This window comes from Magnetospirillum sp. 15-1 (assembly GCF_900184795.1).
GTDB lineage: Bacteria > Pseudomonadota > Alphaproteobacteria > Rhodospirillales > Magnetospirillaceae > Phaeospirillum.
The window spans coordinates 73623-94652 of the sequence record NZ_FXXN01000013.1; the positions used below are offsets into that span (position 1 = coordinate 73623).

The following is a 21030-nucleotide window of genomic DNA, read 5'->3' on the forward strand; positions in this document are numbered from 1 at the left end:
AAAAGGCGCGAACGGAAAAGAGGCGAGCACGGCCCGCCGGAAGCGGCCGGTGAAACAGTGTCGTGAAACCCGTTTCACCGCGCCTATAGGAAGGCCATTTCGCGGTGCGATGTCAACATAGTTCGTGTGTCGGAAACACATGGGGGACCCAGGATTTCACCGGTCGTTCCCGCCCGGCCGTCCCATGGCGGAGGCCGGGAGGTCCCAGACTTCGGATTCGTTCCAGCTATGCCCTTAGATTACTGACAAAAAAGCCGAAAATTGTGTGTGCCGACTCACAGTTCATACCCGACAAAAACACTATGCTGAATTTGGGATGGATGTTGTGCATAGGGGTTTGGAGCTTTGAAGTGATGCGTACCACCTCGACTCAGTCCACTGCCGCCCGGCAGTCGCGACAGGCCCTCAACCAGACCCTGGCGGGGCCGGTGATGGCCAAGCTGGTGGGCATGGTTCCCGAACTGGCCTGGGTACCGCGCGGCCGCGAATTGGAGACGGCGCTGCGCGATTGCGATCTGCTGAACCGCTGTTTCATAGCTTTCCGCACCCACCGGGCCAGCTTCCGTCCCCTGCTGGTGGACGCCAGGGGCCGCCCGGTGAGCAACGACAACACGCAGCTGAATTGCGGCCGCACCGTCAATCAGGTGATCGCCATGATCGTCCGCTCGGCGGCCAAGCGGCACTTCCGCGCCCGCCTCGACGGCTTTCCCCCCGGCCGGGCCGAACGGCTGCACCGGCGCCGGGAAGTGGGGTGGGGCGGCATGCTGGCCTGGATGAACAGCCGGGTGGAGGAAAGCCGCGGCCGCAAGAGCCGCTCGCCCGGCGATCAGCTCTACGACGCCATCCGCCGCTACCTGCTGCACGACTGGCAGGTGCCGATCATTCCGCAATATGCCCGCATGACGCCGCCCGAGGTCCGGGCCTTGGGCTCGCGCATCCTCGACTTCCGCGATGCGGCCGAGTTGTCGGCCTGGCTGGATGGCGCCGCCGACCAGCGGCAGATGCCCGCCGAGTGGGTGGTGGAGCCGGTTCTCCTGGCGTCCGAACCCCAACCCGAGCCGGAGCCCGAAGCCGTGCCCGTCGTGCCGGCATCCGAGCCGGTCCAGGGGGCCGCCACCTTGCCCGGCGCGCCGCTGGTCGGCGAGGGGCGCCCCCGCCTCGGCGACGTGTTGTCGGCCGACGGCCGACAGATCCGCATGGAAACGGTGGTCCCGCTGCTCACCACGCCGGCGATCAAGGCCGCTCTGGGCTCGCCGGGGCGCGAGGAACTGCGCCGCGCCGCCCGTGCCCTGAGCATGACCGGATCGGGCACCGTGCGCCGCCTGACCGTGGATTTCGGCCTCGATCCCGAGCAGATGACCGCCATGCTGGCCAAGTCGGCCCTGCTGCTGCCGCCGGGCGTCTACGAGCGTCTGTTCGGCCGCCGGGGTGAACTGGTGCTGATCCTGGCGCTGATCGGCCGGGCGCGGGCCGCCGGCCTGGATGCCGAGGCCTCGCCGGCCGCCTTCGCCGCCTTCATGGACGATCTGTTTGGGCGGTTCGCCCGGTAAGCAGGTCGTAGAGCGGCGCCATCTTGCCCAGCCGGACCACGAGTTCGTCGGCGAGGTCGGGCGAAAAGAACAGCGGCTCCATGGGGCGTTCGCGGCAGAGGTAAACGTTCTTGAGGCCGAACCAGGCATGCAGCGAGGCGGGCAGGGTGGCTTCCATCCCCTTGGGCAGGCGCGAACGGCGGTAGGTTTCCCCCGTAAGGGCGAAGCCCGCCTCGTCCGCCGCCGCGATGGCTTCGGCGAAAGCGGTCGGGCGGGCGGTGACGGCGGTTCGCAGCCCGGTCATGGTGGCGGGGCTGGCGGCGTAGAAGCCCATGCCGAAGCGGTAGCCGCCCGGCGCGAAGGCCAGGAAAAAGGCGGGGCGGTTCTGCCATCCCTCGCCGGCCCGGCGAAAGCTCATCCACTGCTTGATACGGTAGGGCGACTTGTCGTGGGAGAAACGGGTGTCGCGGCGGATGCGCGATACGGCGCCGCCCATGGGATTGGTGTCGAAGCCGGGATCGATCTCCAGCATGGCCGGGGCCATGGTCAGAAACAACCGGCGCAGCGGCGTCTGGATCAGGTCGCGATAGGCGTCCTTGCGGGCGTTGAACCACGCGGTCTCGTTGTTGGCGGCCAAATCCGCCAGGAAGGCGGGGGCCTGGGGGGAGAAACCTTCGAAGGTGCTCATGGGGGATGGTACCTCGGGGCGGGGCAATGAAAAAGCCCCGGCGGTTTCCCGCCGGGGCCTTGTCCGAACGCGAAGGGACGGGGCCTTAGTTCTTGGCCTTGTCCACCAGCTTGTTCTTGGCGATCCAGGGCATCATGGCGCGCAGCTTCTCGCCGATGACCTCGATGCCGTGCTCGGCCTGGATGCGGCGGGTGGCCTTGAAGGACGGCTGGCCGGCCTTGCACTCGAGCATCCAGTCGCGGACGAAGCGGCCGGCCTGGATGTCTTCCAGGACGCGCTTCATCTCGGCCTTGGTCTCTTCGGTGATGATGCGCGGGCCGGTGACGTAGTCGCCGTATTCCGCGGTGTTGGAGATGGAGTAGCGCATGTTGGCGATGCCGCCCTCATAGATGAGGTCGACGATCAGCTTCACCTCGTGCAGGCACTCGAAATAGGCCATCTCGGGGGCATAGCCCGCCTCGACCAGGGTCTCGAAGCCGTACTGGATCAGCTTGGTCAGGCCGCCGCACAGCACGACCTGCTCGCCGAACAGGTCGGTCTCGCATTCCTCGCGGAAGCTGGTCTCGATGATGCCCGAACGGCCGCCGCCGATGGCCGACGCATAGGACAGGGCGATCTCCAGCGCATTGCCCGAGGCGTTCTGGGCCACCGCCACCAGGCAGGGCACGCCGCCGCCCTTCAGGTATTCGCCGCGCACGGTGTGGCCGGGGCCCTTGGGGGCGACCATGAACACGTCCAGGTCGGCGCGGGCCTCGATCAGCTTGAAGTGGATGTTCAGGCCGTGGGCGAAGACCAGGGCGGCGCCCTGCTTCATGTTGGCGGCCAGATCGTTGTAATAGAGGTCGGCCTGCAGCTCGTCCGGGGTGAGGATCATCACCACGTCGCCCCACTTGGCGGCATCGGCCGGGGTCATGACCTTCAGGCCCTCGCCCTCGGCCTTCTTGGCGGTCGCCGAGCCGGCGCGCAGCGCCACAGCGACGTCCTTGATGCCGGAATCGCGCAGGTTCAGGGCATGGGCGTGGCCCTGCGAGCCGTAGCCGACGACCACGACCTTCTTGCCCTTGATCAGATTAACGTCGGCATCCCGATCGTAATAGACGCGCATGTTGTTTCCTTTCGACAGGCGGAGACGGCTCCGCGCAGAAATCTGGGCGGCTTTCTAAATCGGATTCGGTCCGCGCGCAATGGCGACGACGCCGGTGCGCGAAACGTCGATCAGTCCGAGCGGCTCCATCAGCTTGATGAAGGCATCCACCTTCTCGGTGGCGCCCACCACTTCGAAGACGAAGCTTTCGTTGGTGGAATCGATGGCGCGGGCCCGGAAGATGTCGGCGATGCGCAAGGATTCCACCCGCTTGTCGCCGGTGGCCGCCACCTTGACCAGGGCCAGCTCGCGGCTGACATGCGGGCCTTCGATGGTCAGATCGTGCACCTTGTGCACCGGCACCAGACGGCGCAGCTGGTTCTTGATCTGCTCGATGATCATGGCGGTGCCGCTGGTCACGATGGTGATGCGCGACAGCTTCTCGCTCGAATCCACCTCGGCCACGGTCAGGCTTTCGATGTTGTAGCCTCTCCCTGAGAACAGGCCGATGACACGGGCCAGCACGCCGGATTCGTTGTCCACCAGGACGGCGACGGTGTGACGGTTGACTTCTTGCTGAACGATGGTCACGTCAAAATCCCCCTTACACCAGAACCATGCCGTCTTGTTCCGAGCCCGGCTTGTCGCGGCCCTTGTCCTCCGGCCCCAGCACCATTTCGTTATGGGCCATGCCGGGCATGATCATCGGGAACACGTTCTCGGACGCGTCGGTCCGCAGTTCCAGGATCACCGGGCGGTCGACGGCGATCATCTCCTTGATGGCCTCGTCCACCTCGCCGGGCTTCTCGGCGCGCAGCCCGACGGCGCCGAACGCGTCGGCCAGCTTGACGAAATCCGGATGGTGGATCATGTGGCTCTCGGAATAGCGGCCGCCGTGGATCAGTTCCTGCCACTGGCGGACCATGCCGAGATACTGGTTGTTGAGGATGACGATCTTCACCGGCAGGCGGTGCTGCACCAGCGTGGCCATCTCCTGGATGTTCATCTGGATCGAGGCCTCGCCGGCGATGTTGATGACCAGCGCCTCCGGGTGGGCCATCTGCACGCCCATGGCGCTGGGCAGGCCGTAGCCCATGGTGCCCAGGCCGCCCGAGGTCAGCCAGTGATGCGGCAGGTCGAACTTGAGGTGCTGGGCCGCCCACATCTGGTGCTGGCCCACCTCGGTGCAGAAGTAGGGATTGCGGTGGCGGGTCAGCTCGTACAGCCGCTGCACGGCGTATTGCGGCTTGATGATCTTGTTGGAATTCTCGAAGGACAGGCAGTCGGTGGCCCGCCACTGGTCGATCTTGGCCCACCAGGCCTTCAGCGCCTTTTCATCGACTCTGGCCTGCTTGGCCTTCCACACCTTGATCATGTCTTCCAGCACGTGGGCGCAATCGCCGACGATGGGAAGGTCGACCACCACGTTCTTGTTGATGGAGCTGGGGTCGATGTCCACGTGGATTTTCTTGGAATGGGGCGAGAAGCCGTCCAGCTTGCCGGTGACGCGGTCGTCGAAACGGGCGCCGATGTTGATCATCAGATCGCAATCGTGCATGGCCATGTTGGCCTCGACGGTGCCGTGCATGCCCAGCATGCCCAGGAACAGCGGGTCCGAGCCGGGAATGGCGCCCAGGCCCATCAGGGTGAGCGTGCACGGGTAGCCGGTCATGCGCACGAACTGGGTCATCAGCTGGCAGGCCGCCGGACCCGAATTCACCACGCCGCCGCCCACGTAGAAGATCGGCCGCTTGGCGTGGGCGATCATCTCGACCGCCTTCTCGATGGCCTTCAGGTCGCCCTTGACCTGGGGCTTGTACTTGGACTTGACCTTGGACGGCGGCTGGTACTCGCCCCTGGCCTGGACCACGTCCTTGGGCAGGTCGATGAGCACCGGACCGGGACGGCCCGAGCGGGCCACGTGGAAGGCCTCGTGCACGGTCTTGGCCAGGTCGTCGACGTTCTTGACCAAGTAGTTGTGCTTGGTGCACGGCCGGGTGATGCCGGTGATGTCCGCTTCCTGGAAGGCGTCGTTGCCGATCAGGTGGGTGGGCACCTGTCCGGTGAGGCAGACCAGCGGCACCGAATCGCACAGCGCGTCGGCCAGACCGGTCACCGCGTTGGTGGCGCCGGGGCCAGAGGTCACCAGGACGCAGCCGACCTTGCCGGTGGACCGCGCATAGCCTTCGGCGGCGTGCACGGCGGCCTGCTCGTGGCGGACCAGCACGTGGCGCAGGCGGTTCTGCTTGAACAGCTCGTCGTAGATGGGCAGTACGGCGCCGCCGGGATACCCGAAAATGACCTCTACACCCTGATCGACCAGGGCCTTGAGGAGGATTTCCGCTCCGGTCAACGTATCGTGATGCACCATCTCAGCACCTTGTCTCTATGTCGTTGTCGCCCGCCGGACAGGCAGGCAAGCGCGCTGCTGCACTGCGGCGCGGGGGGACAACCTAGCGGCATGTCTTCACATGGTCAAGAGGTGTTGGCGAATTTTCAGAAAGATTGTGGCTATCAAACTTTCCGAAAATTGCTCTGAGATAGTGATCGACGCATTCAATTGATGGCGGAACCATGTCCCCTGGCGCTTGGCATAGTTGCGGGTGGCCTGCTGGGCGGCGGCGACGGCGGTTTCCAGGTCAAGCTCTCCCGCCAGATGCAGGGCCAGTTCGCGGCGGCCCAGGGCCTTCCCGATGGGCAGGTCGGGGGCAAGGTCAAGGGACTCGAACCGGCGGACCTCGTCCAGGGCGCCGGCCGCCATCATGGCGCGGAAGCGGGCGTCGCATTGGGCGTAGAGGCGGGGGCGCGCCGGGTCGAGGACCATGGTGAGCCAGCGGGCCGCCACGGCGCCCTCCCGCGGTTCGGCCTGCCATTCGGCCAGGGAGCGGCCGGTGGCCTCGAGCACCTCCCAGGCCCGCGCCAGACGCTGGGAATTGCCGGGATCGAGGCGCTCCGCCATCACCGGGTCGCGCTTGGCCAGACGATTGTGGAAGGCGTCGTTGCCCATCTCCGCCAGTAGGGCTCGGGCTTGCGCCCGGACGGCGTCGGGGATGTCGGGGATCGGGGAAAGGCCTTCCATCACTGCCCTGAGATAAAGCCCGGTGCCGCCCGTCAGGACCGGCAGCTTGCCCGCCGCCCAGGCCGCGTCCATCTCGGCGGCCGCCAGCACGCCCCACCGGGCCGCCGAGCAGACTTCGGACGGGGGCAACACGCCGTAGAGCCGGTGCGGCGCCTGCGCCATGTCCTGATCCGACGGCCGGGCGGTGAGCAGCGGCAGGGCATCGTAGATCTGCATGGAATCGGCGTTGATCACCACGCCGCCGAACTCGCGGGCGATCTTGAGCGCAAGGCCGGACTTGCCCGACGCGGTGGGGCCGGCGATGACCAGGGCGGGGGGGAGGGTCATGACGCGGTAAGGAGGCTCAGGACATGGGCTTCCAAGGCGGGGAGGTCGTTGGTGATGATGCGCCATACCATGGCCGGTCGCACATCCATGTATTGATGGGCCAGGAAGTTGCGGAACGCCTTGATTTCCTGCCACGCAACCGGGCTGTTATCCCGGAGTTCCTTCGACAGGCGTCCTCCGGCCTCGCCCACGATCTCGAAATTGCGCATGACGGCGTCCTGGTGGAGGCGCGAGGACATAAACGCCTGCTCGCTCCCGGCGGTGTATTCTCGAATCAACGCGATCGCATCGCGAATATGGATCAGATAGGTGCGATCCCGCGCGTTCACAGCGGCCTTGCCTCGCTCAGGATTTCGTCGCGGATCACATAGTGAAGACTTTCGTCATCGACCACGTCCACCTTGCGCCCCAGCAGGTTGCCGACCTGATCCCAGAAGCGGATCATGTCCAGCAGCGATCGATCGTCTTCCATGTGGACCAGCAGGTCGATGTCGCTGTCGTCGCGGTCCTCGCCGCGCGCCACCGAGCCGAACACCCGCACGTTGGCCGCCCCGTGCAGGGCGGCCAGCCGCAGGATTTCCTCGCGCTTCTCGTTCAACAGGGTCCGGGCCGATGCCATCATTGTCTCCGGCGCCGATTATAGCGTGCCCGGCGGCTTGCCCCAACCCCTCACCAGACTCCACGCCACCACGGCGAAGGCCGCCGACCACAGGGTCATGGAGATGGGGATCAGCAGGTCGGGCGCCAGCGAGGCGGCGGCGCGCAGGTCGGCGGCACAGACCAGCAGGACAGCGCAAGCGATGCCGGCGCGGGGCCATTGGCCGACCCGGCGCTCGCGGATGGCGTCGATGCGCAGCATCATGGCGGCGGTGACCATGCCCATGCCGCCGATGGTGGCGAGATGCAGCGCGTCGGTGGAGGGGCCGATGCCCAGCCAGTCCGAGGCGGCGGCGGCGATCAGTCCCAGGGCCAGCAGCCCGTGGCCCACCTGGATCGGTCCCAGCGACAGGTCGGAAAGCGACAGGATCGGCCGCCAGCGGGTCTGGCGCCACAGCCCGGCCATTCCGGCCAGGGCCATGGCCCCGAAGGTCGGCAGGCCGAGGGCCTGGGTCAACGCCTCGGCGGTCATGCCGATCACGCACAGCCATTCGGCCCAAGGCCGGTTGCGGTCGAACAGTTCGCGCGCCTCTTCCTTGCGCACCAGCCCGGCCATGCCGGCGGGGATCACCCGGCCGCCCATGACCAGGATCATCAGCGCCACCAGACAGAAGGCGGTCATCACGCCGCGGCGCTCGCCGCCCTCGACCAGTCCCATGCGTCCGGCCTGATACAGGGCCTCGGCCATGGCGAAACCGGCGATGGTGGGGGCGAACACCATGTTGTGGCCCAGCTTGGCGGCCTTGAGGAACGGCCAGCCGCCCAGGGCGAACAGGGCGACGGGATAGGCCAGGGACAGGGCCAGTCCCGCTTCGCCGCCCAGCCCGGCCCAGGCGCCGACGCGCGCCGCCACCCAGGCCAGCAGGGCCAGGAGCAGCCGGGTTCGGGTGACCTTGGTGAACAGATAGCCGCCCAGCACCGCCGCCGCGAAGCCCAGCAGCATCTCATGGGCGTGCCGCGCCACCGGGTCGCAAGCACCGCAGCCGGGCAGCATCCCCATCCATTCCGCCACCCACAGGGGCACGGAGAGGGCGGCGTAAAGGCTGGCGGCCAGGAAGAACGGCCGGTGCGCCTTGGGAAAACGGCCCGAACGGGGCAGGGGAGCGGCGGCGGCCCCGGTCATGTCACGCCCCTATTTCCAGGCGGCAATCGGACCCAGGGTGCGCATCCATTCCTCGGCGGCCTTGGGATTGGGGTCGCGGAAGCCGGCACCGGCCAGCCGGGCCAGAGTGGGCGAGGACAGCAATTCGTCCATCGGCTTCTTCAGGCACTGGGCATAGCCCGGCCCCATTTCGCTGAGATAGTCGGTCTTCATGGGCGAGTCCCAGCGTGCCACGAAATTGCCCAGCGGAATGCCGTCGGCGGTCCAGGCGTCGATGCCGCAGCCGATCTTCAAGGTGCCGTCCTGCCTGGCCCAGTTGGGCCGGCCGGTAAGGCGCACCACGATATGGGGACGGATGGAGGGGTCGTTGACCGCCACCTGTCTGAAGCCCTTGGACAGCATGGTCTCGGCGGTCTCGGCCAGTATACGGCCGTCCATGACCTTGGTTTCCTCGGTTTGATAGCGGTTGATCTGGATGCTCATCTTCCGCTTCAGGTCGTTGTCGCCCATGAAGACCATCACGCGGGCGTTGAAGGGCAGCGCCACGCCCGGCACCGGGGCCGGCTCGACGTTGGCGGCCGGCGGCAGACCCGACGTGCAGCCGGCCACCAGCAGCGCCGCCAGGGCCGCTCCGATCCAATTGCGTCCCGCCATGCTCTTGATCCTTGCTCAGTTGATGGACGACAGGCCCTTGGCCTTCACCCGCCGCTGCCATTCGCCCATGAAGGTCTGGAAATCCTGGACCTGCTTGATTTTATCGCCCAGGCGACGGTAGTCGATGATGCCACGCTCGGGCTCGCTGGTCAGCAGATCGAAGGCCTCGCGCCATTCGGTTGGGGCCATCAGGGGGCCGAAATTGCGCCGCAGGCGGGTCAGGCCGCGTTCGTCCTTGGCCAGCGTCATGGCGGTGGCGGTGTCGAGCAGGCGCCGCGCCGTGGCCGGGTCCAGCGGACGGTTGCCGATGGGCTTGGTGATGGTGGATTCCAGGGCGGCGGCGGCCTCGGGCCAGCGCTTGAGCTTCCAGTTGATATCGCCCCTGAGGCGGTTGGCCTCTTCGCTCTGGTCGTTGATGATCAGGGCCAGCGCCTCGGCAGAACGGCCCAGATCGGTCAGCGCCTGCACCCGGATGTAGCGGCGCTGGGCGGCGAGGTCGGCGGGGATTTCCGGCGCCTCGCTGGCCTCCAGCGCCTCCATCGCCAGACCGGGCTTGCGGTCCGACAGGTTGAGGAAGGCCAGCCGGGTGCCCACCCGGGCCTTGTCCAGGCCCGACAGCCGGAACTCCACCTGATGGCGCAGCAATTCGCCGGCCCGCTCCAGCAGGTCCACTCCGGCCAGCCGGTCGGCCAGCCGGCGGATCATCTCGTCGCCCTTGGTGCCGGACGGGGTCAGTTCCTGGAACTCGTCATAGAGGCCGATGGCCACCACCGGGGACAGCTTGTCGGCCTCGCCCACCAGGAACAGGCGGTTGAAGGTGTCGCTCATCTCATCCTGGACCTTGCCGATCTCGGGGTGGTCGGGATAGTTGGCGACCAGCGAATGCATGGAGCGCAGTCCCTCGCCATAGCGGCCGGCGGCGATCTGCAGCTGGCCCAGGCGCCGGAGCAACTGGAACTCGAAATCCTCGCCGCGCCAGGCGAAGCGCAGCTTCTCCAGGTCGCGGATGGCCTCGGCCGGGGTCATCTTGTTGAGTTTCAGCATCAACTCGACGCGGTCGCGGGCGGCATAGGCGCGGTCGGGGCGGCTTTCGCTGGCCTCGGCGTCGCGATAGCGCGAGATGGCCGTGTCCCATTGCTTGCCCGCCTGGGCGGCCATGCCCGACAGATAAGCCAGCTTGCCCACGTCGCGGCGCGACAGGCCGGGGCCCATCATGGCGTCGACGATGCGGGCGGCGCCCTTGGAATCGCCGGCCTGGGCCACGGTCCGGGCGGCCACCTCGCCGATGCCGATGCGCAGGTTGCGCGGCCAGCCCTTGATATCCTCGGGGGCGAGGCGCAGCACCAGGGCATGCTTGCCGGGATCGGGCAGCGAGCGGGCCGAGGCGGCGGCCAGGAACAACTGCACCCGCGCGTCGCCCTTCAGCGCCGGGGTGGACAGGTCGACGATGGCGTCGGCGTCGCGGCCCATCAGGAAGCTGGCGGCGCCGCGCACCGCGCGGTAGGGCGGCGTGTCGACGATCAAGGGGTCCACCGCCGCCATCACCCGCAGCTCGCCCAGGGCCTCGGCCCCGAAGCCGTTGGCCACGTAGTGCCGCGCGATCTCCATGCGCTGGGCGTTCTTCTCGTCGGGCCGCACATGGGCCAGACGGCTGATCAGCTTGCGGTGATCGTCGACGAACTTGTCGTTGCCGCCGCGCAACCACTTGCTGATGTCCAGCGGGCCGGTGGTCATCACGTCGGCGCCCATGTTGCCGTCGGTGGACACCTTGCCGCCGGAGCCCTCGGCGGCCAGCATGGGCGACAGGTAAAGGCCGCCCGGCTGGGTGATCTCGACGCCGTCGCGGTTGGTATCCAGGCGCACCGTGTCGGCGCGCGGAATCATGGCGATGCCCTGGGCCGAGGGCAGCAGCTCGGCGCCGGGATACTCGCGGCCGATGCGCACGCCGGCTCCGATGGCCGGCACGGTCACCACATGGATGCTGTCACCCACTTCCGGGTCGCGCAGGATCATGGGCTGCGAGCCGTCGGTGGCCTTGATCACCACCCGGCCACGCTCCTGGAAATCCATCTGGGTGTTGACGTCGAAGCCCGCCTTGGGAGCGATGGGCTGCTCGTGGATGTCCAGCACCCACAACTGGCCTTCCTTGCGCACCGAAGGATTGAAGCCCGGCCGGGTGATCATGCGTATGGCGGTGCCCTTGAAGCCCTGGACCTGCTCCACATGCAGCACCACGTCGCCGCCGGTGCGCTTCAGGAGCTTGGTATCCATCTCGGCCTTGAGGTCGAACACCGCCCACAGCCAGCCGGAACGGCGGAACACGGCGGCGCCCACCGGCTTGTCGAAGGCGAAGCCCAGGCTGACCACCTTGCCGGTGGGGACCGGACGGATCTCGTCGCCGGGGCGGGCGGAAGACTCGCCCTCGGCCGCATTGGCGGCGGCGGCGGCGGCGGCCGGCTTGCCGTTGCCGTTGGTCTTGCCGTTGGTGGGCGCGGGCGCCGCGGCCTCGGCCGGCGGAATACCCTGCTGATCCAGCGGCTTGAGGGCGGGGGGCTGTTCCTCGGTACCGGGGACCGAGGANCAGCGGCGGCGCNGCNGNGCCGTTGGNNCNGNNCGGTANNCNGNCGCCGGCCGGGCGCACCAGGTCCACGGCGACGCGGGGGCCGCTGGTGAAGTGGCGGACCCGCATGCCCTGGGGCAGCGAGAGGATCACCGAGGTGCCCTTGCCGTTGCCCTTGGCTTCGAGGAAGCCCACGTCGGGGGGCAGGGCGGCCTTCAGCGAGGTGACGTTGACGTTGGCCGGCCGGTCGAAATTGATGGAGACGGTGGCGCCCGCCTCGTCCACCGAATAGCCCACCGGCTTGGGCCAGTCGAAGACCAGCCGGTTGAAGCCGGTATGCTCGCCGCCGCGCACCATCAGGTCGGTGGCCGGTCCCTGGGGCTGGGCGGGGGGAGCGGCCTTGACCGGCTCGGGAGCCTTGGCCGGTTCGGCGGCCTTGGCCGGAGATTCCTTGCCCTTGGCCGGCGCCTCGGCCGGCGGAACGGCCGGGGCTTCGGCCGGCGGAATGGACTGCTCGGGCGGCGGCGGGGCCGAGGACGAGGTGGTGGCCTTGGCCTCGGACAGGTCGACCACCACGGAATTGCTGCCGGTCTGGAAGCTTTTCACCTGGACCGGCACGGCCAGCGGGAAGGTGGCCATCTTGCGGTCGGGGCTGAGCGTGACGCCCTTGAGGTAGCGGGCCAGCGGCTTCAGCACCACCTTGGGGTCGCCGGCGATGGGCTTGTCGAAGCGCACGATCAACTGGCTGTTGACCGTCTCGGCCGAGAATTTCACCGGTCCGTCCCAGTCGAACACCATGCGGCCGAAGCCGTCATGCTCGGCGGCGCGCGGCGATGTCTGGGCCACGACCGAGGAGGCCGCGCCGAGGATCAGGGTGACCAGCAGGAAAAGGACGATGGGCAAGCCAACCGTACGCCGGCGGGAATCGCTCACGCCCACGGGCGCTTTCACTGGCCGTCCGGTGGTGGCTTGCTCTGCAGCCTTCATGGAAGGCTAGTCGAAACTTGCCAGCAGCGCGTCGATTTCGGCCTGATTGGTCGCGTTGCCGGGCAGCTGCGGGCCGTTGAGAAGGTCCTGGTCGGTCAGCGGCTTCTCTTGCTTCGGGGAGCCGTCGTCGTACTCGGCGCCGAACATCTTGACCAGGCTTTCCACCCGGTCCTCGATTTCCTTCAGCGCCCTGACCACCTTGGTGATGCGCTGACCGGTGATGTCTTGGAAGGTACAGGCCTCGAAGATGCGGGTGGTGATCTCGTCCAGGCGGTTGGCTACCTCCTGGTCCAGCATGGGCGAGAGCGAACCCAGGCTTTCGGCCGCGTCCATGATCTCGTTGGTCGCCGCCTCGGTGGCGCCGACGATAGCATCAAGCTCGTCGGTCGCCGAGGCAATGAACTCGTTCTTGATCTCGCCGGGCCGAAGCGCGGCGATCTCTTCCTTGGCGGCATGGATGTAACTGGCCAGGGATTCCAGCTCGCGATAGAGCCGCAGATCCCCGGCACCGATATCCCCCGTCATGGTTTCGAGCAGAGCCCGAACCACTTCCCCGATTTGATCCACATGGATGGTCTCGCCATGCTCTCGGCGAATGGCGTCCAACCGAAGCTCGAGATCGCGGTCAACGCCCTTCGCCGACATGATGAATAGACCCCCCAAAGGTCGTTAGAACTCGCCCAGGACACTCACCATCTTGGTCTTCAACGTTTCAGCGTTGAAGGGCTTGACGATGTAGTTGGACACGCCCGCTTCCTTGGCCGCGATGACGTTCTCCGACTTGGACTCGGCGGTCACCATGATGAAGGGAACAGGCTTCAGCTTGGCATCGGCGCGGACTTCGCGCAGAAGCTGAAGACCGGTCATGGGTTCCATGTTCCAGTCGGAAATCACCAGACCGTAATTACCCACGCGAAGCATCTGCAACGCCATGGCGCCGTCGGTGGCCTCATCAACGTTGTTGAAACCCAGCTGCTTGAGCAGGTTTCGGATGATTCTCAACATCGTCTTGTAATCATCAACGATGAGGACGTTCATATTCTTATCGACAGCCATCCATCCGCTCCTTCGAGACACTAGCCGCCAGAAACCGAGAAAAACGGTAACCTACGAATTTGCCTAGTTAAGATGGGGGATCGCACTTGCGCAAGTCATTTTTTATGCAATCCCCCGGCAATCACCCGCCCGAAGCTCCCCTTGGCATCGGTATCTGGCGTCTTTGTGCCAATTCGGCAGTAACTGCCTTGGCCTTGGACGGGTCCATTTCGGCCATGATAGGAGCAACACGTTGTTCCTTCATGCGCTCGATCACTTCCAGCAGGATATTCATATCCAGCTGCTCGAAAATCTTGGCCGCTTCCTTCGGCTTCATATTTTCATAGATCTTGACCAGGGACCGCATCTTGTTGTCTTCCTGGTCGTTGTACTGACGCAGCAGCCCCTCGATGGTGTTCTGCAGCGTCTTCATCTCGGCGACCTTGCGGTCGATCTGATCTTCGGCGGCCTTCAGCAGGGCTTCGCGCTTTTCGATATCTCTTTCCCGCGTGTCCAGGGTGCCGCGCCGCTCCTGCAGCTTCTGCAGCACGTCCAGTTCCGTCTGGCTCATGCCGGCGCCCGGATCGGTATTGGCCGGGGGAGCGGCCGGCGCGGCGGCCGGCTGCGCCGGGGCGGCGGGAGCGGCCGGCTGGGCGGGTGGCGCCTTGGGCGGCTGCTGCGCCTGCAGTTCAGCCACCGAGAACGACTCGATCCCCAGGATGCCCTTGAAGATGTCGCCGACCCGAAGCGACAGCATCAGCACGCCGGCGAAGATCAGGATGGGCAGCACCCGGACGATGGGGGCCTTGGCCTCGTTCTTGGCGCCCCGGTTGCCCTTGGACGCGCCGGGAGGCTGGGCCCTGACCGGGCCGGGAACGGGCTTGCGGGTCTTGGTGGCCATGATGCCTCCTTACCGCATGGACTGGAGCGCGCGCAGCAGCTCGCGCTCGGCTTCGGAGCGGTCGTCGCTGTCGGCATCGGACGCGGCGGCGGCGGCGGCGATGGCGGCGGCGCGGTTGCCGGCCATGCGGGGCGGCGGCATGGTGGGCGCCGACGCGGTTCCCACCTGGGCGCCGCCGCGCGGCTCGGGCGCGGCCTTGACGCCATCGGCGCGGGCCGAGCGCACGGCGTTTTCCAGGCGGTTGGCCATGGTGTCGGCCCGCTCGATCATGAAGGCCAGATCGTCACGCAGGCTCTGGGCCTTTTCCACCCGCTCCTGCAGGGTCTGGCCGGATTCCTCGGCGGCCTTGCGCAGCTTGGGGATGGAGGATTCGGCGCGCAGCGTCGCCTCGTTGAAGGCGGCGATGGTCTTGGCCAGATCGTCGCGGTTCTTGCGCAGGGACGACAGCCGCTGGTTCAGCATCCAGGCATAGCCGATGGTGGCGATCAGCAGCACGGATACGATGATGTCGAGAACGACTTTCCAATCCACGGTGATCACCCGGTCTTGATGGTGGATTCATCCACCTGAATGGCGATGTGCTGGCCCTTGCGCCCCATGCGGCCGCGGAACATGGCCACGTCGCCGCAGCGCATGTCGATGGGCGACTCGGCGGTGGCGTTCAGCATGAATTTCGAGCCCGGCTTCCAGTTCAGCACCTCGCGCAGGTTCATCACCTGCTCGTCCAGCACGGCCTCCAGCTCGACCTCGGTCAGCCACAGCTCCTCGGCCAAGTGGGTTTCCCAGATGGAGTCGCGACCGAACTTTTCGCCCATGAACATCTGCAGCAGCAGCTCGCGGACGGGTTCCAGGGTGGCGTAGGGCAGCAGCAGTTCCAGGCGGCCGCCGCGGTCTTCCATGTCGATGCGCAGCTTGGCGACGATGGCGGCGTTGGACGGGCGCGAGATGGTGGCGAAGCGCGGGTTGGTTTCCAGGCGGTCGAAGCGGAAGGTCACCGGCGACAGGGGGTCGAAGGCCGCCGACAGGTCGGACAGCACCACGTGCACCATGCGCTCGACCAGATTGCGTTCGATGGTGGTGTAGGGGCGGCCCTCGATACGCATGGCCGCCGTGCCGCGCCGGCCGCCCAGCAGCACGTCGACGATGGAGTAGATCAGCGACGAATCGACGGTCAGCAGGCCGAAATTGTCCCATTCCTCGGCCTTGAACACCGCCAGCATGGCGGGCAGGGGAATGGAGTTCAGATAGTCGCCGAAGCGGAGCGAAAGGATGTTGTCCAGCGAGACTTCCACGTTGTCCGACGTGAAGTTGCGCATGGAGGTCGACATCATGCGGACCAGGCGGTCGAACACCACTTCCAGCATGGGAAGGCGTTCGTACGACACCAGGGCCGAGTTGAGGATGGCCTGGATGCCCGACTTGTCGCCCGCGCCGCCGATATCGTCGTCGAAGCCCAGCAGCGAGTCGATTTCGTCCTGGTTCAGGACGCGGGTGGCGTCCTTGGCCACCGCCGCCTGGGTCTCGCCCGAGCTGTCGCCGGCGCCGAGCATGGCTTCCCATTCGGCGGCCATGTCGCCGCCGCCGTCACCGCCGCCGGCGGCATCACCGCCACCGCCATCGCCACCGCCGGCATCGTCGCCGGCCATGGCGGCCCATTCCTTCATCAGGGCCTCTTCGTCCTCGGCCCCGCGGCTGGTTCCACCGTCGTTCATCGCCATGTCGGTCTATCCCGCCGGTCCGTCATTGAACCAGCATTTCCTTGAAGAGGACGTCATTGACCTTAACCGGCTTGACCGCCGCATTGACGCGGGTCAGCAATTCCTCGCGCAGCAGATGCATGCCCGATGCGCCCTGCAGATCCTCGACCCGCAATTCGCGCAGGTAGATCTGGAAGTTGTCGATGATGCGGGGCAGCATCTGCTCGACGCGGGGCTGGTCGGTGACCGCCTCCAGCTCGAGCGCCACCCGGAGCTTGAGGAAGGCCTGCTTGCGCCCCGTGGTCTGCAGGTTGACCAGCATCTCGGGCAGGTCCATGAACGACGCCGCCTGCACCGCCTTGGGCGGGGGCGGGGCCGCCGCCTCGGCCGGGGCGTGCTCCTCCTTCTTGCTGGTCAGCTTGTCCAGCAGGCCGGAGAAATAGATACCGGCACCAGCGCCCGCCAGCAGGAGGATGGGCAGCACGATGATCAGGATCTTCTTGATCGGCAGTTTTTTAGACGGTGACTCGGATATCTCGTCCGAGCCCTCACCTTCTTCGAAATCTTCTTCCAGATCTTCGGCCATGGCCCTCTTCCGCCGCTCGGGCCGCGCGAACCCACCCAGGGCCCACACGTGCGCATCCTAAAAACTAGACCTTTGCGGTTAACAGAAGGTTGAGCCGGCGCAAAAGATAGGGAATCCACCCCATCCGCCCCGCGTGCTCTCCCCCACCACGGCGCCACGATAGCAATGCCGGGGGGCGCCCGGCAATAACTGCCCGGCAACCGCTGCCCCGAAGGATGGCCCGGGCGAAGGAAATGGCGGATTTCCTCGATTCCCGAAGTTGGCACGCCGGTTGCAAGGATGGCGGCGCAAGAAATTGCCAACACGGATTTGAGCCATGCAGAACACATCCTACATCGCGTTGTCCCGCCAGGCGGCCTTGTGGCGCCAGATGGAAGTGGTGGCCAACAACATGGCCAACACCAATACCCCCGGTTTCAAGGGGGAGCAGATGATGTTTCGCGAATTCCTGGTCCCCACCCGGTCGTCCGAGCGCGCCGTCGGCAACAAGCTGGCCTTCGTGCAGGACGTCGGCGTGCTGCGCGACACCCGCGAGGGGCCGCTGACCAAGACCGACAATCCCCTGGATTTCGCCCTGCATGGCGACGGCTACTTCCAGATCGAGACCGAGGCCGGCATGCGCTATGCCCGCAACGGCCATTTCCGCCTGGACCAGACCGGCATGCTGGTCAACACCCAGGGCTTCGCGGTGATGGACGATCGCGACCAGCCCATCGTCTTCGCCCCCAACGAGACCCAGATCGAGGTTTCGCCCGACGGCACCATCTCCACCGAGAACGGCCGCGTGGCCCGCATCAAGGTCGTCAAGTTCGAGAACGACCAGCAGATGCGCAAGGCCGGCGATTCCATGTACGAGACCACCCAGGACCCCGAGATCGTCCAGTCCCCCTACGTCGCCCAGGGCATGATGGAGGAATCCAACATTCAGCCCGTGATGGAGATGACCCGCATGACCCAGATCCTGCGGGAATACCAGGGGGTGCAGAAGATGCTGGATGCCGAGCACGAACGCCAGCTCAAGGCCATCCAGACCCTGAGCAACGCCAAGACCAACTGACCGGTTCAACGAGTAAGGAACTCACGCCATGCGCTCCCTGAACATCGCCGCGACCGGCATGCTGGCCCAGCAGACCAACGTCGAAGTCATCTCGAACAACATCGCGAACATGAACACCACCGCCTATACCCGGCGGCGGCCCGAATTCGCGGACCTGCTCTACCAGAACCTGCGCCGCGTCGGCTCGCAGTCGTCGGATACCGGCACCATCGTGCCGACCGGCGTGCAGTTGGGCCTGGGCGTCAAGACCACCGCCGTGTACCGCATCACCGAGCAGGGCAGCGTCCAGAGCACCGACAACACGCTGGACATGGCGGTCCAGGGCAAGGGCTACTTCCAGATCAAGCTGCCCTCGGGCGAGACCGCCTATACCCGCGACGGTTCCTTCCAGCTGTCGCCGGAAGGCGACATCGTCACCCACGAGGGCTTCCAGGTGATCCCCCAGGTCACCATCCCCAAGGATGCGGTGGGCGTCACCATCGACTCCACCGGCCAGGTGATCGTCAAGCAGGACGGCCAGACCCAGAGCCAGGTCAAGGGGCAGCTGACGCTGGCCATCTTCGCCAACGATGCCGGCCTGGAAGCGCGCGGCGGCAACCTGTTCATGGAAACCCCGGCCTCGGGCCAGCCGCAGGTGCAGACCCCCGGCAAGCCCGGCTTCGGCACCGTCCTGCAGGGCTACCTCGAGACCTCCAACGTCAACGTGGTGGCCGAGGTGACCAACCTGATCGGCGCCCAGCGCGCCTATGAAATGAACTCGAAGGTCATTCAGGCATCCGACGAGATGCTGTCGACCATCAACCAGATGAAGTAGTGAGGCCATCATGATCCGCCGCCTCTGCCTTCGTGCCACCATCGCCGGACTGGCCCTGGCCGCCGCCTTCGGGAGCGCCCGCGCCACCGAACTGCCGCCCCAGCTGAAGCCCAATGTCGTGCTTACGGGCGATGCCATCACCCTGGGCGATATCTGGGAGAATATCGGCGACAAGGCCGGTACGCCCCTGGCCAACGCTCCGGCTCCGGGCAAGCGGATCACCCTGGAAACCCGTTGGCTGGTGGCCGTGGCCCAGTCCTACGGCATCGACTGGCGCCCCGCCACACCGTTCGAGCGCTCGGTGGTCGAGCGCGCCGGCCAGAGCGTCGACATCCGCGCCATCGAGACCGAGCTTCGGGAAGCCCTGGCCATGGAGGGCGCCCCCGCCGGCGCCTCCATCGAAATCAGCAACCGCCAGCAGCTCCATATCGTCATTCCGACCACCACGTCGCCCACCGTGGCGGTCAAGGATCTGGTCTACGACCCGCGCATGAACCGCTTCCAGGCGGTGCTGGAGGCCCCGGCCGGCGCGCCCAATTCCGTCCGCTTCAAGGTGATGGGCAGTGTCTTCGCCTCGGCGCGCATCCCCGTCCTCGTCCATGCCATGGGCCGCGGCGAGGTGATCGGCGAGGCCGACATCCAGTGGGTGGACGTCCGCGAGGAAGTGGTTCGCCGCGATGTGATCAGCAATCCCCGCATGCTGGTCGGCCTGGAGCCCCGCTACCAACTGCGCGCCGGCGTGCCGGTCCGCACCAACGAGGTGCAAAAGCCGGTGGTGGTGGGCAAGAACAGCTCGGTGACCATCGTGCTTCGCTCCAAGTTCATGACGCTGACCGCCCAGGGCCGCGCCATGGAGGACGGCAGTGTCGGCGACGTCATCCGTGTCACCAACGTGCACAGCAAGCAGACCGTTGACGCCAAGGTCGAAGGCCCCGGCCAGGTGTCGGTGATGCCGGGCGGCCTGCGCACCCTGGCCAATAACTGAACCCCAGCCGATTTCGGAGACAGACCATGTCCGCCTCGAGCTTCTCCAGACTCTTCGGTTCCAAGGCTCTGCGCGTCATCGCCATCGCCGCGGCCCTGTCCGAGGTATCGGCCTGCAACATGCTGACCCGCATGTCGGAAGTGGGGTCGGGGCCTCAGACCTCGCCCATCCAGAATCCGACCCAGAAGTCGGGCTACCAGCCGGTCAGCATGCCCATGCCGCAGCCTTCGGCCCCGCCCCAGAACGCCAATTCCCTGTGGCGGCCCGGCGCACGGGCCTTCTTCAAGGACCAGCGCGCCAAGGACGTGGGCGACATCCTGACCGTGGCGGTGTCCATCTCCGACAGTGCCACCCTGACCTCGGGGCTGACCAACTCGCGCAGCGGGGCGGAAAAGGCGGGGTCGGGCACCACCGGCTCCAACATCACCGCCATGGGCTTCGAAACCCAACTGCAGAAGCTCCTGCCCGCCGTCAATCTGGCCAGCCTGGCCGATCTGTCCTCGACCTCGACGGTGACCAATTCGGGCAACACCACCCGGACGGAAAGCATCACCATGAGCATGGCGGCGGTGATCACCCAGGTCCTGCCCAACGGCAATCTGGTGATCTCGGGCCGCCAGGAATTCCGGGTGAACTACGAAATGCGCGAACTGTCCATCCAGGGCATCATCCGCCCCGAGGACATCAGCTCGTCCAACTCGGTCAGCTCGGAAAAGATCGCCGAGGCCCGCGTCTATTACGGCGGTCGCGGCATGGTCAGCGACCTGACCCAGCCGCGCTACGGCCAGCAGATCTTCGACATCATCTTCCCGTTCTGATCGGAGCGGCTTTCATCAACGGCCCGCCGGGGAAAACTCCGGCGGGCCTTCGGCATTTTTTGCCGGGCGGCGGGCGGCGGTTCCAAGGCGCGGATGGACACGGATGCCGCCTCGCGGCCACGGATAAACACGGAGAACAGAGCATATCCGTGTCCATCCGCGAGCGGAGCAAAGCTCCGCATCTGTGTCTTGTGTGGACGGCCCCTGCGTTGCAAGGAAAATTAGGCGCAGTGTCCGCCGGTCTGGGGCAGTCATGTGTCCGGCCTGTTTGCGCGGCACACCTTGCCGCTGGCCATGATGTGATCCGCGAACCGCTCCCAAATCATCCGTACGGCCTCGACCGGCCGGGACACGAACAGGGTTTTTCGGCTCGTGGGTCTGACCGGTCGCCATCACGCTTTCATCGCCCTCGCAATCGAAGTGCCGTGGTTGGACTTTGGTTCAGGCGGCCAATCCGGCCTGCCTGTGAT

General features: G+C 66.4%; 21 protein-coding genes. 5 read left to right on the plus strand and 16 right to left on the minus strand.

Annotation, left to right across the window (positions count from 1 at the left end; all coding sequences use genetic code 11):
• Positions 1-353: 353 nt before the first annotated feature.
• Positions 354-1550, plus strand: a complete 1197-nt coding sequence (locus tag CP958_RS01765) for a hypothetical protein (RefSeq protein ID WP_096700298.1) — start codon at positions 354-356, stop codon at positions 1548-1550.
• On the opposite strand, the gene CP958_RS01770 is transcribed toward CP958_RS01765, so the two are convergent.
• The 16 genes from CP958_RS01770 to CP958_RS01855 all read right to left on the minus strand — a co-directional run bounded on the left by CP958_RS01770 (position 1516) and on the right by CP958_RS01855 (position 16886).
• On the minus strand, positions 1516-2217 hold the full coding sequence (locus CP958_RS01770) for a DUF2461 domain-containing protein (protein WP_096700299.1): 702 nt from the start codon (positions 2215-2217) through the stop codon (positions 1516-1518). The two genes, CP958_RS01765 and CP958_RS01770, sit on opposite strands and share 35 nt — an antisense overlap.
• Before the next feature lie 85 nt (positions 2218-2302).
• The gene (gene ilvC, locus CP958_RS01775) at positions 2303-3322 is read right to left on the minus strand and encodes a ketol-acid reductoisomerase (RefSeq protein WP_096700300.1); all 1020 of its coding nucleotides are present in this window, start codon (positions 3320-3322) and stop codon (positions 2303-2305) included.
• 54 nt (positions 3323-3376) lie between these two features.
• Entirely contained in the window at positions 3377-3892 is a 516-nt protein-coding gene (gene ilvN, locus CP958_RS01780; RefSeq protein WP_096700301.1) for an acetolactate synthase small subunit, read from the minus strand.
• 13 nt (positions 3893-3905) lie between these two features.
• Positions 3906-5672, minus strand: a complete 1767-nt coding sequence (locus CP958_RS01785; RefSeq protein WP_096700302.1) for an acetolactate synthase 3 large subunit — start codon at positions 5670-5672, stop codon at positions 3906-3908.
• A gap of 96 nt (positions 5673-5768) precedes the next feature.
• The gene (gene miaA / locus CP958_RS01790) at positions 5769-6707 is read right to left on the minus strand and encodes a tRNA (adenosine(37)-N6)-dimethylallyltransferase MiaA (RefSeq protein ID WP_096700303.1); all 939 of its coding nucleotides are present in this window, start codon (positions 6705-6707) and stop codon (positions 5769-5771) included.
• The gene (locus CP958_RS01795) at positions 6704-7036 is read right to left on the minus strand and encodes a HepT-like ribonuclease domain-containing protein (protein WP_096700304.1); all 333 of its coding nucleotides are present in this window, start codon (positions 7034-7036) and stop codon (positions 6704-6706) included. The genes miaA and CP958_RS01795 overlap by 4 nt, the downstream gene beginning before the upstream one ends.
• Positions 7033-7329 (minus strand): nucleotidyltransferase family protein, encoded by a 297-nt coding sequence (locus CP958_RS01800; protein ID WP_096700305.1) that lies wholly within the window; start codon positions 7327-7329, stop codon positions 7033-7035. The genes CP958_RS01795 and CP958_RS01800 overlap by 4 nt, the downstream gene beginning before the upstream one ends.
• Positions 7330-7344: 15 nt before the next feature.
• Positions 7345-8487: an NnrS family protein gene (locus tag CP958_RS01805; protein WP_096700306.1), complete on the minus strand. Its 1143-nt coding sequence runs from the start codon at positions 8485-8487 to the stop codon at positions 7345-7347.
• A 9-nt stretch (positions 8488-8496) separates the two neighbouring features.
• The gene (locus tag CP958_RS01810) at positions 8497-9120 is read right to left on the minus strand and encodes a hypothetical protein (protein WP_096700307.1); all 624 of its coding nucleotides are present in this window, start codon (positions 9118-9120) and stop codon (positions 8497-8499) included.
• Between the two features lie 15 nt (positions 9121-9135).
• A complete protein-coding gene (locus tag CP958_RS01815; RefSeq protein WP_170958802.1) occupies positions 9136-11442 on the minus strand; it encodes a tetratricopeptide repeat protein in 2307 nt (768 codons plus the stop codon).
• Positions 11443-12673: 1231 nt separating this feature from the next.
• Positions 12674-13312, minus strand: coding sequence for a protein phosphatase CheZ (locus tag CP958_RS01830; protein ID WP_096700311.1), 639 nt, complete (start codon positions 13310-13312; stop codon positions 12674-12676).
• A gap of 24 nt (positions 13313-13336) precedes the next feature.
• Positions 13337-13723, minus strand: coding sequence for a response regulator (locus CP958_RS01835; RefSeq protein WP_096700312.1), 387 nt, complete (start codon positions 13721-13723; stop codon positions 13337-13339).
• Between the two features lie 121 nt (positions 13724-13844).
• Entirely contained in the window at positions 13845-14603 is a 759-nt protein-coding gene (locus CP958_RS01840) for a MotE family protein (protein ID WP_096700313.1), read from the minus strand.
• 9 nt (positions 14604-14612) lie between these two features.
• Positions 14613-15134 (minus strand): DUF6468 domain-containing protein, encoded by a 522-nt coding sequence (locus CP958_RS01845; RefSeq protein WP_242442688.1) that lies wholly within the window; start codon positions 15132-15134, stop codon positions 14613-14615.
• Positions 15135-15139: 5 nt separating this feature from the next.
• Positions 15140-16321 (minus strand): flagellar motor switch protein FliM, encoded by a 1182-nt coding sequence (gene fliM, locus CP958_RS01850; protein WP_096700315.1) that lies wholly within the window; start codon positions 16319-16321, stop codon positions 15140-15142.
• Positions 16322-16343: 22 nt separating this feature from the next.
• Positions 16344-16886 (minus strand): flagellar basal body-associated FliL family protein, encoded by a 543-nt coding sequence (locus tag CP958_RS01855; protein WP_096700322.1) that lies wholly within the window; start codon positions 16884-16886, stop codon positions 16344-16346.
• Between the two features lie 316 nt (positions 16887-17202).
• Between CP958_RS01855 and flgF the strand changes: the two genes are divergently transcribed.
• Genes flgF through flgH form a run of 4 tightly spaced genes read left to right on the plus strand, consistent with a single transcriptional unit; the run spans position 17203 to position 20560 of the window.
• Positions 17203-17943, plus strand: a complete 741-nt coding sequence (gene flgF, locus CP958_RS01860) for a flagellar basal-body rod protein FlgF (protein ID WP_096700316.1) — start codon at positions 17203-17205, stop codon at positions 17941-17943.
• A 28-nt stretch (positions 17944-17971) separates the two neighbouring features.
• Positions 17972-18757, plus strand: a complete 786-nt coding sequence (flgG, locus tag CP958_RS01865) for a flagellar basal-body rod protein FlgG (protein WP_096700317.1) — start codon at positions 17972-17974, stop codon at positions 18755-18757.
• A 10-nt stretch (positions 18758-18767) separates the two neighbouring features.
• Positions 18768-19742, plus strand: coding sequence for a flagellar basal body P-ring formation chaperone FlgA (flgA, locus tag CP958_RS01870; RefSeq protein WP_096700318.1), 975 nt, complete (start codon positions 18768-18770; stop codon positions 19740-19742).
• Between the two features lie 26 nt (positions 19743-19768).
• Positions 19769-20560: a flagellar basal body L-ring protein FlgH gene (flgH, locus tag CP958_RS01875; RefSeq protein WP_096700319.1), complete on the plus strand. Its 792-nt coding sequence runs from the start codon at positions 19769-19771 to the stop codon at positions 20558-20560.
• Positions 20561-21030 lie beyond the last annotated feature (470 nt).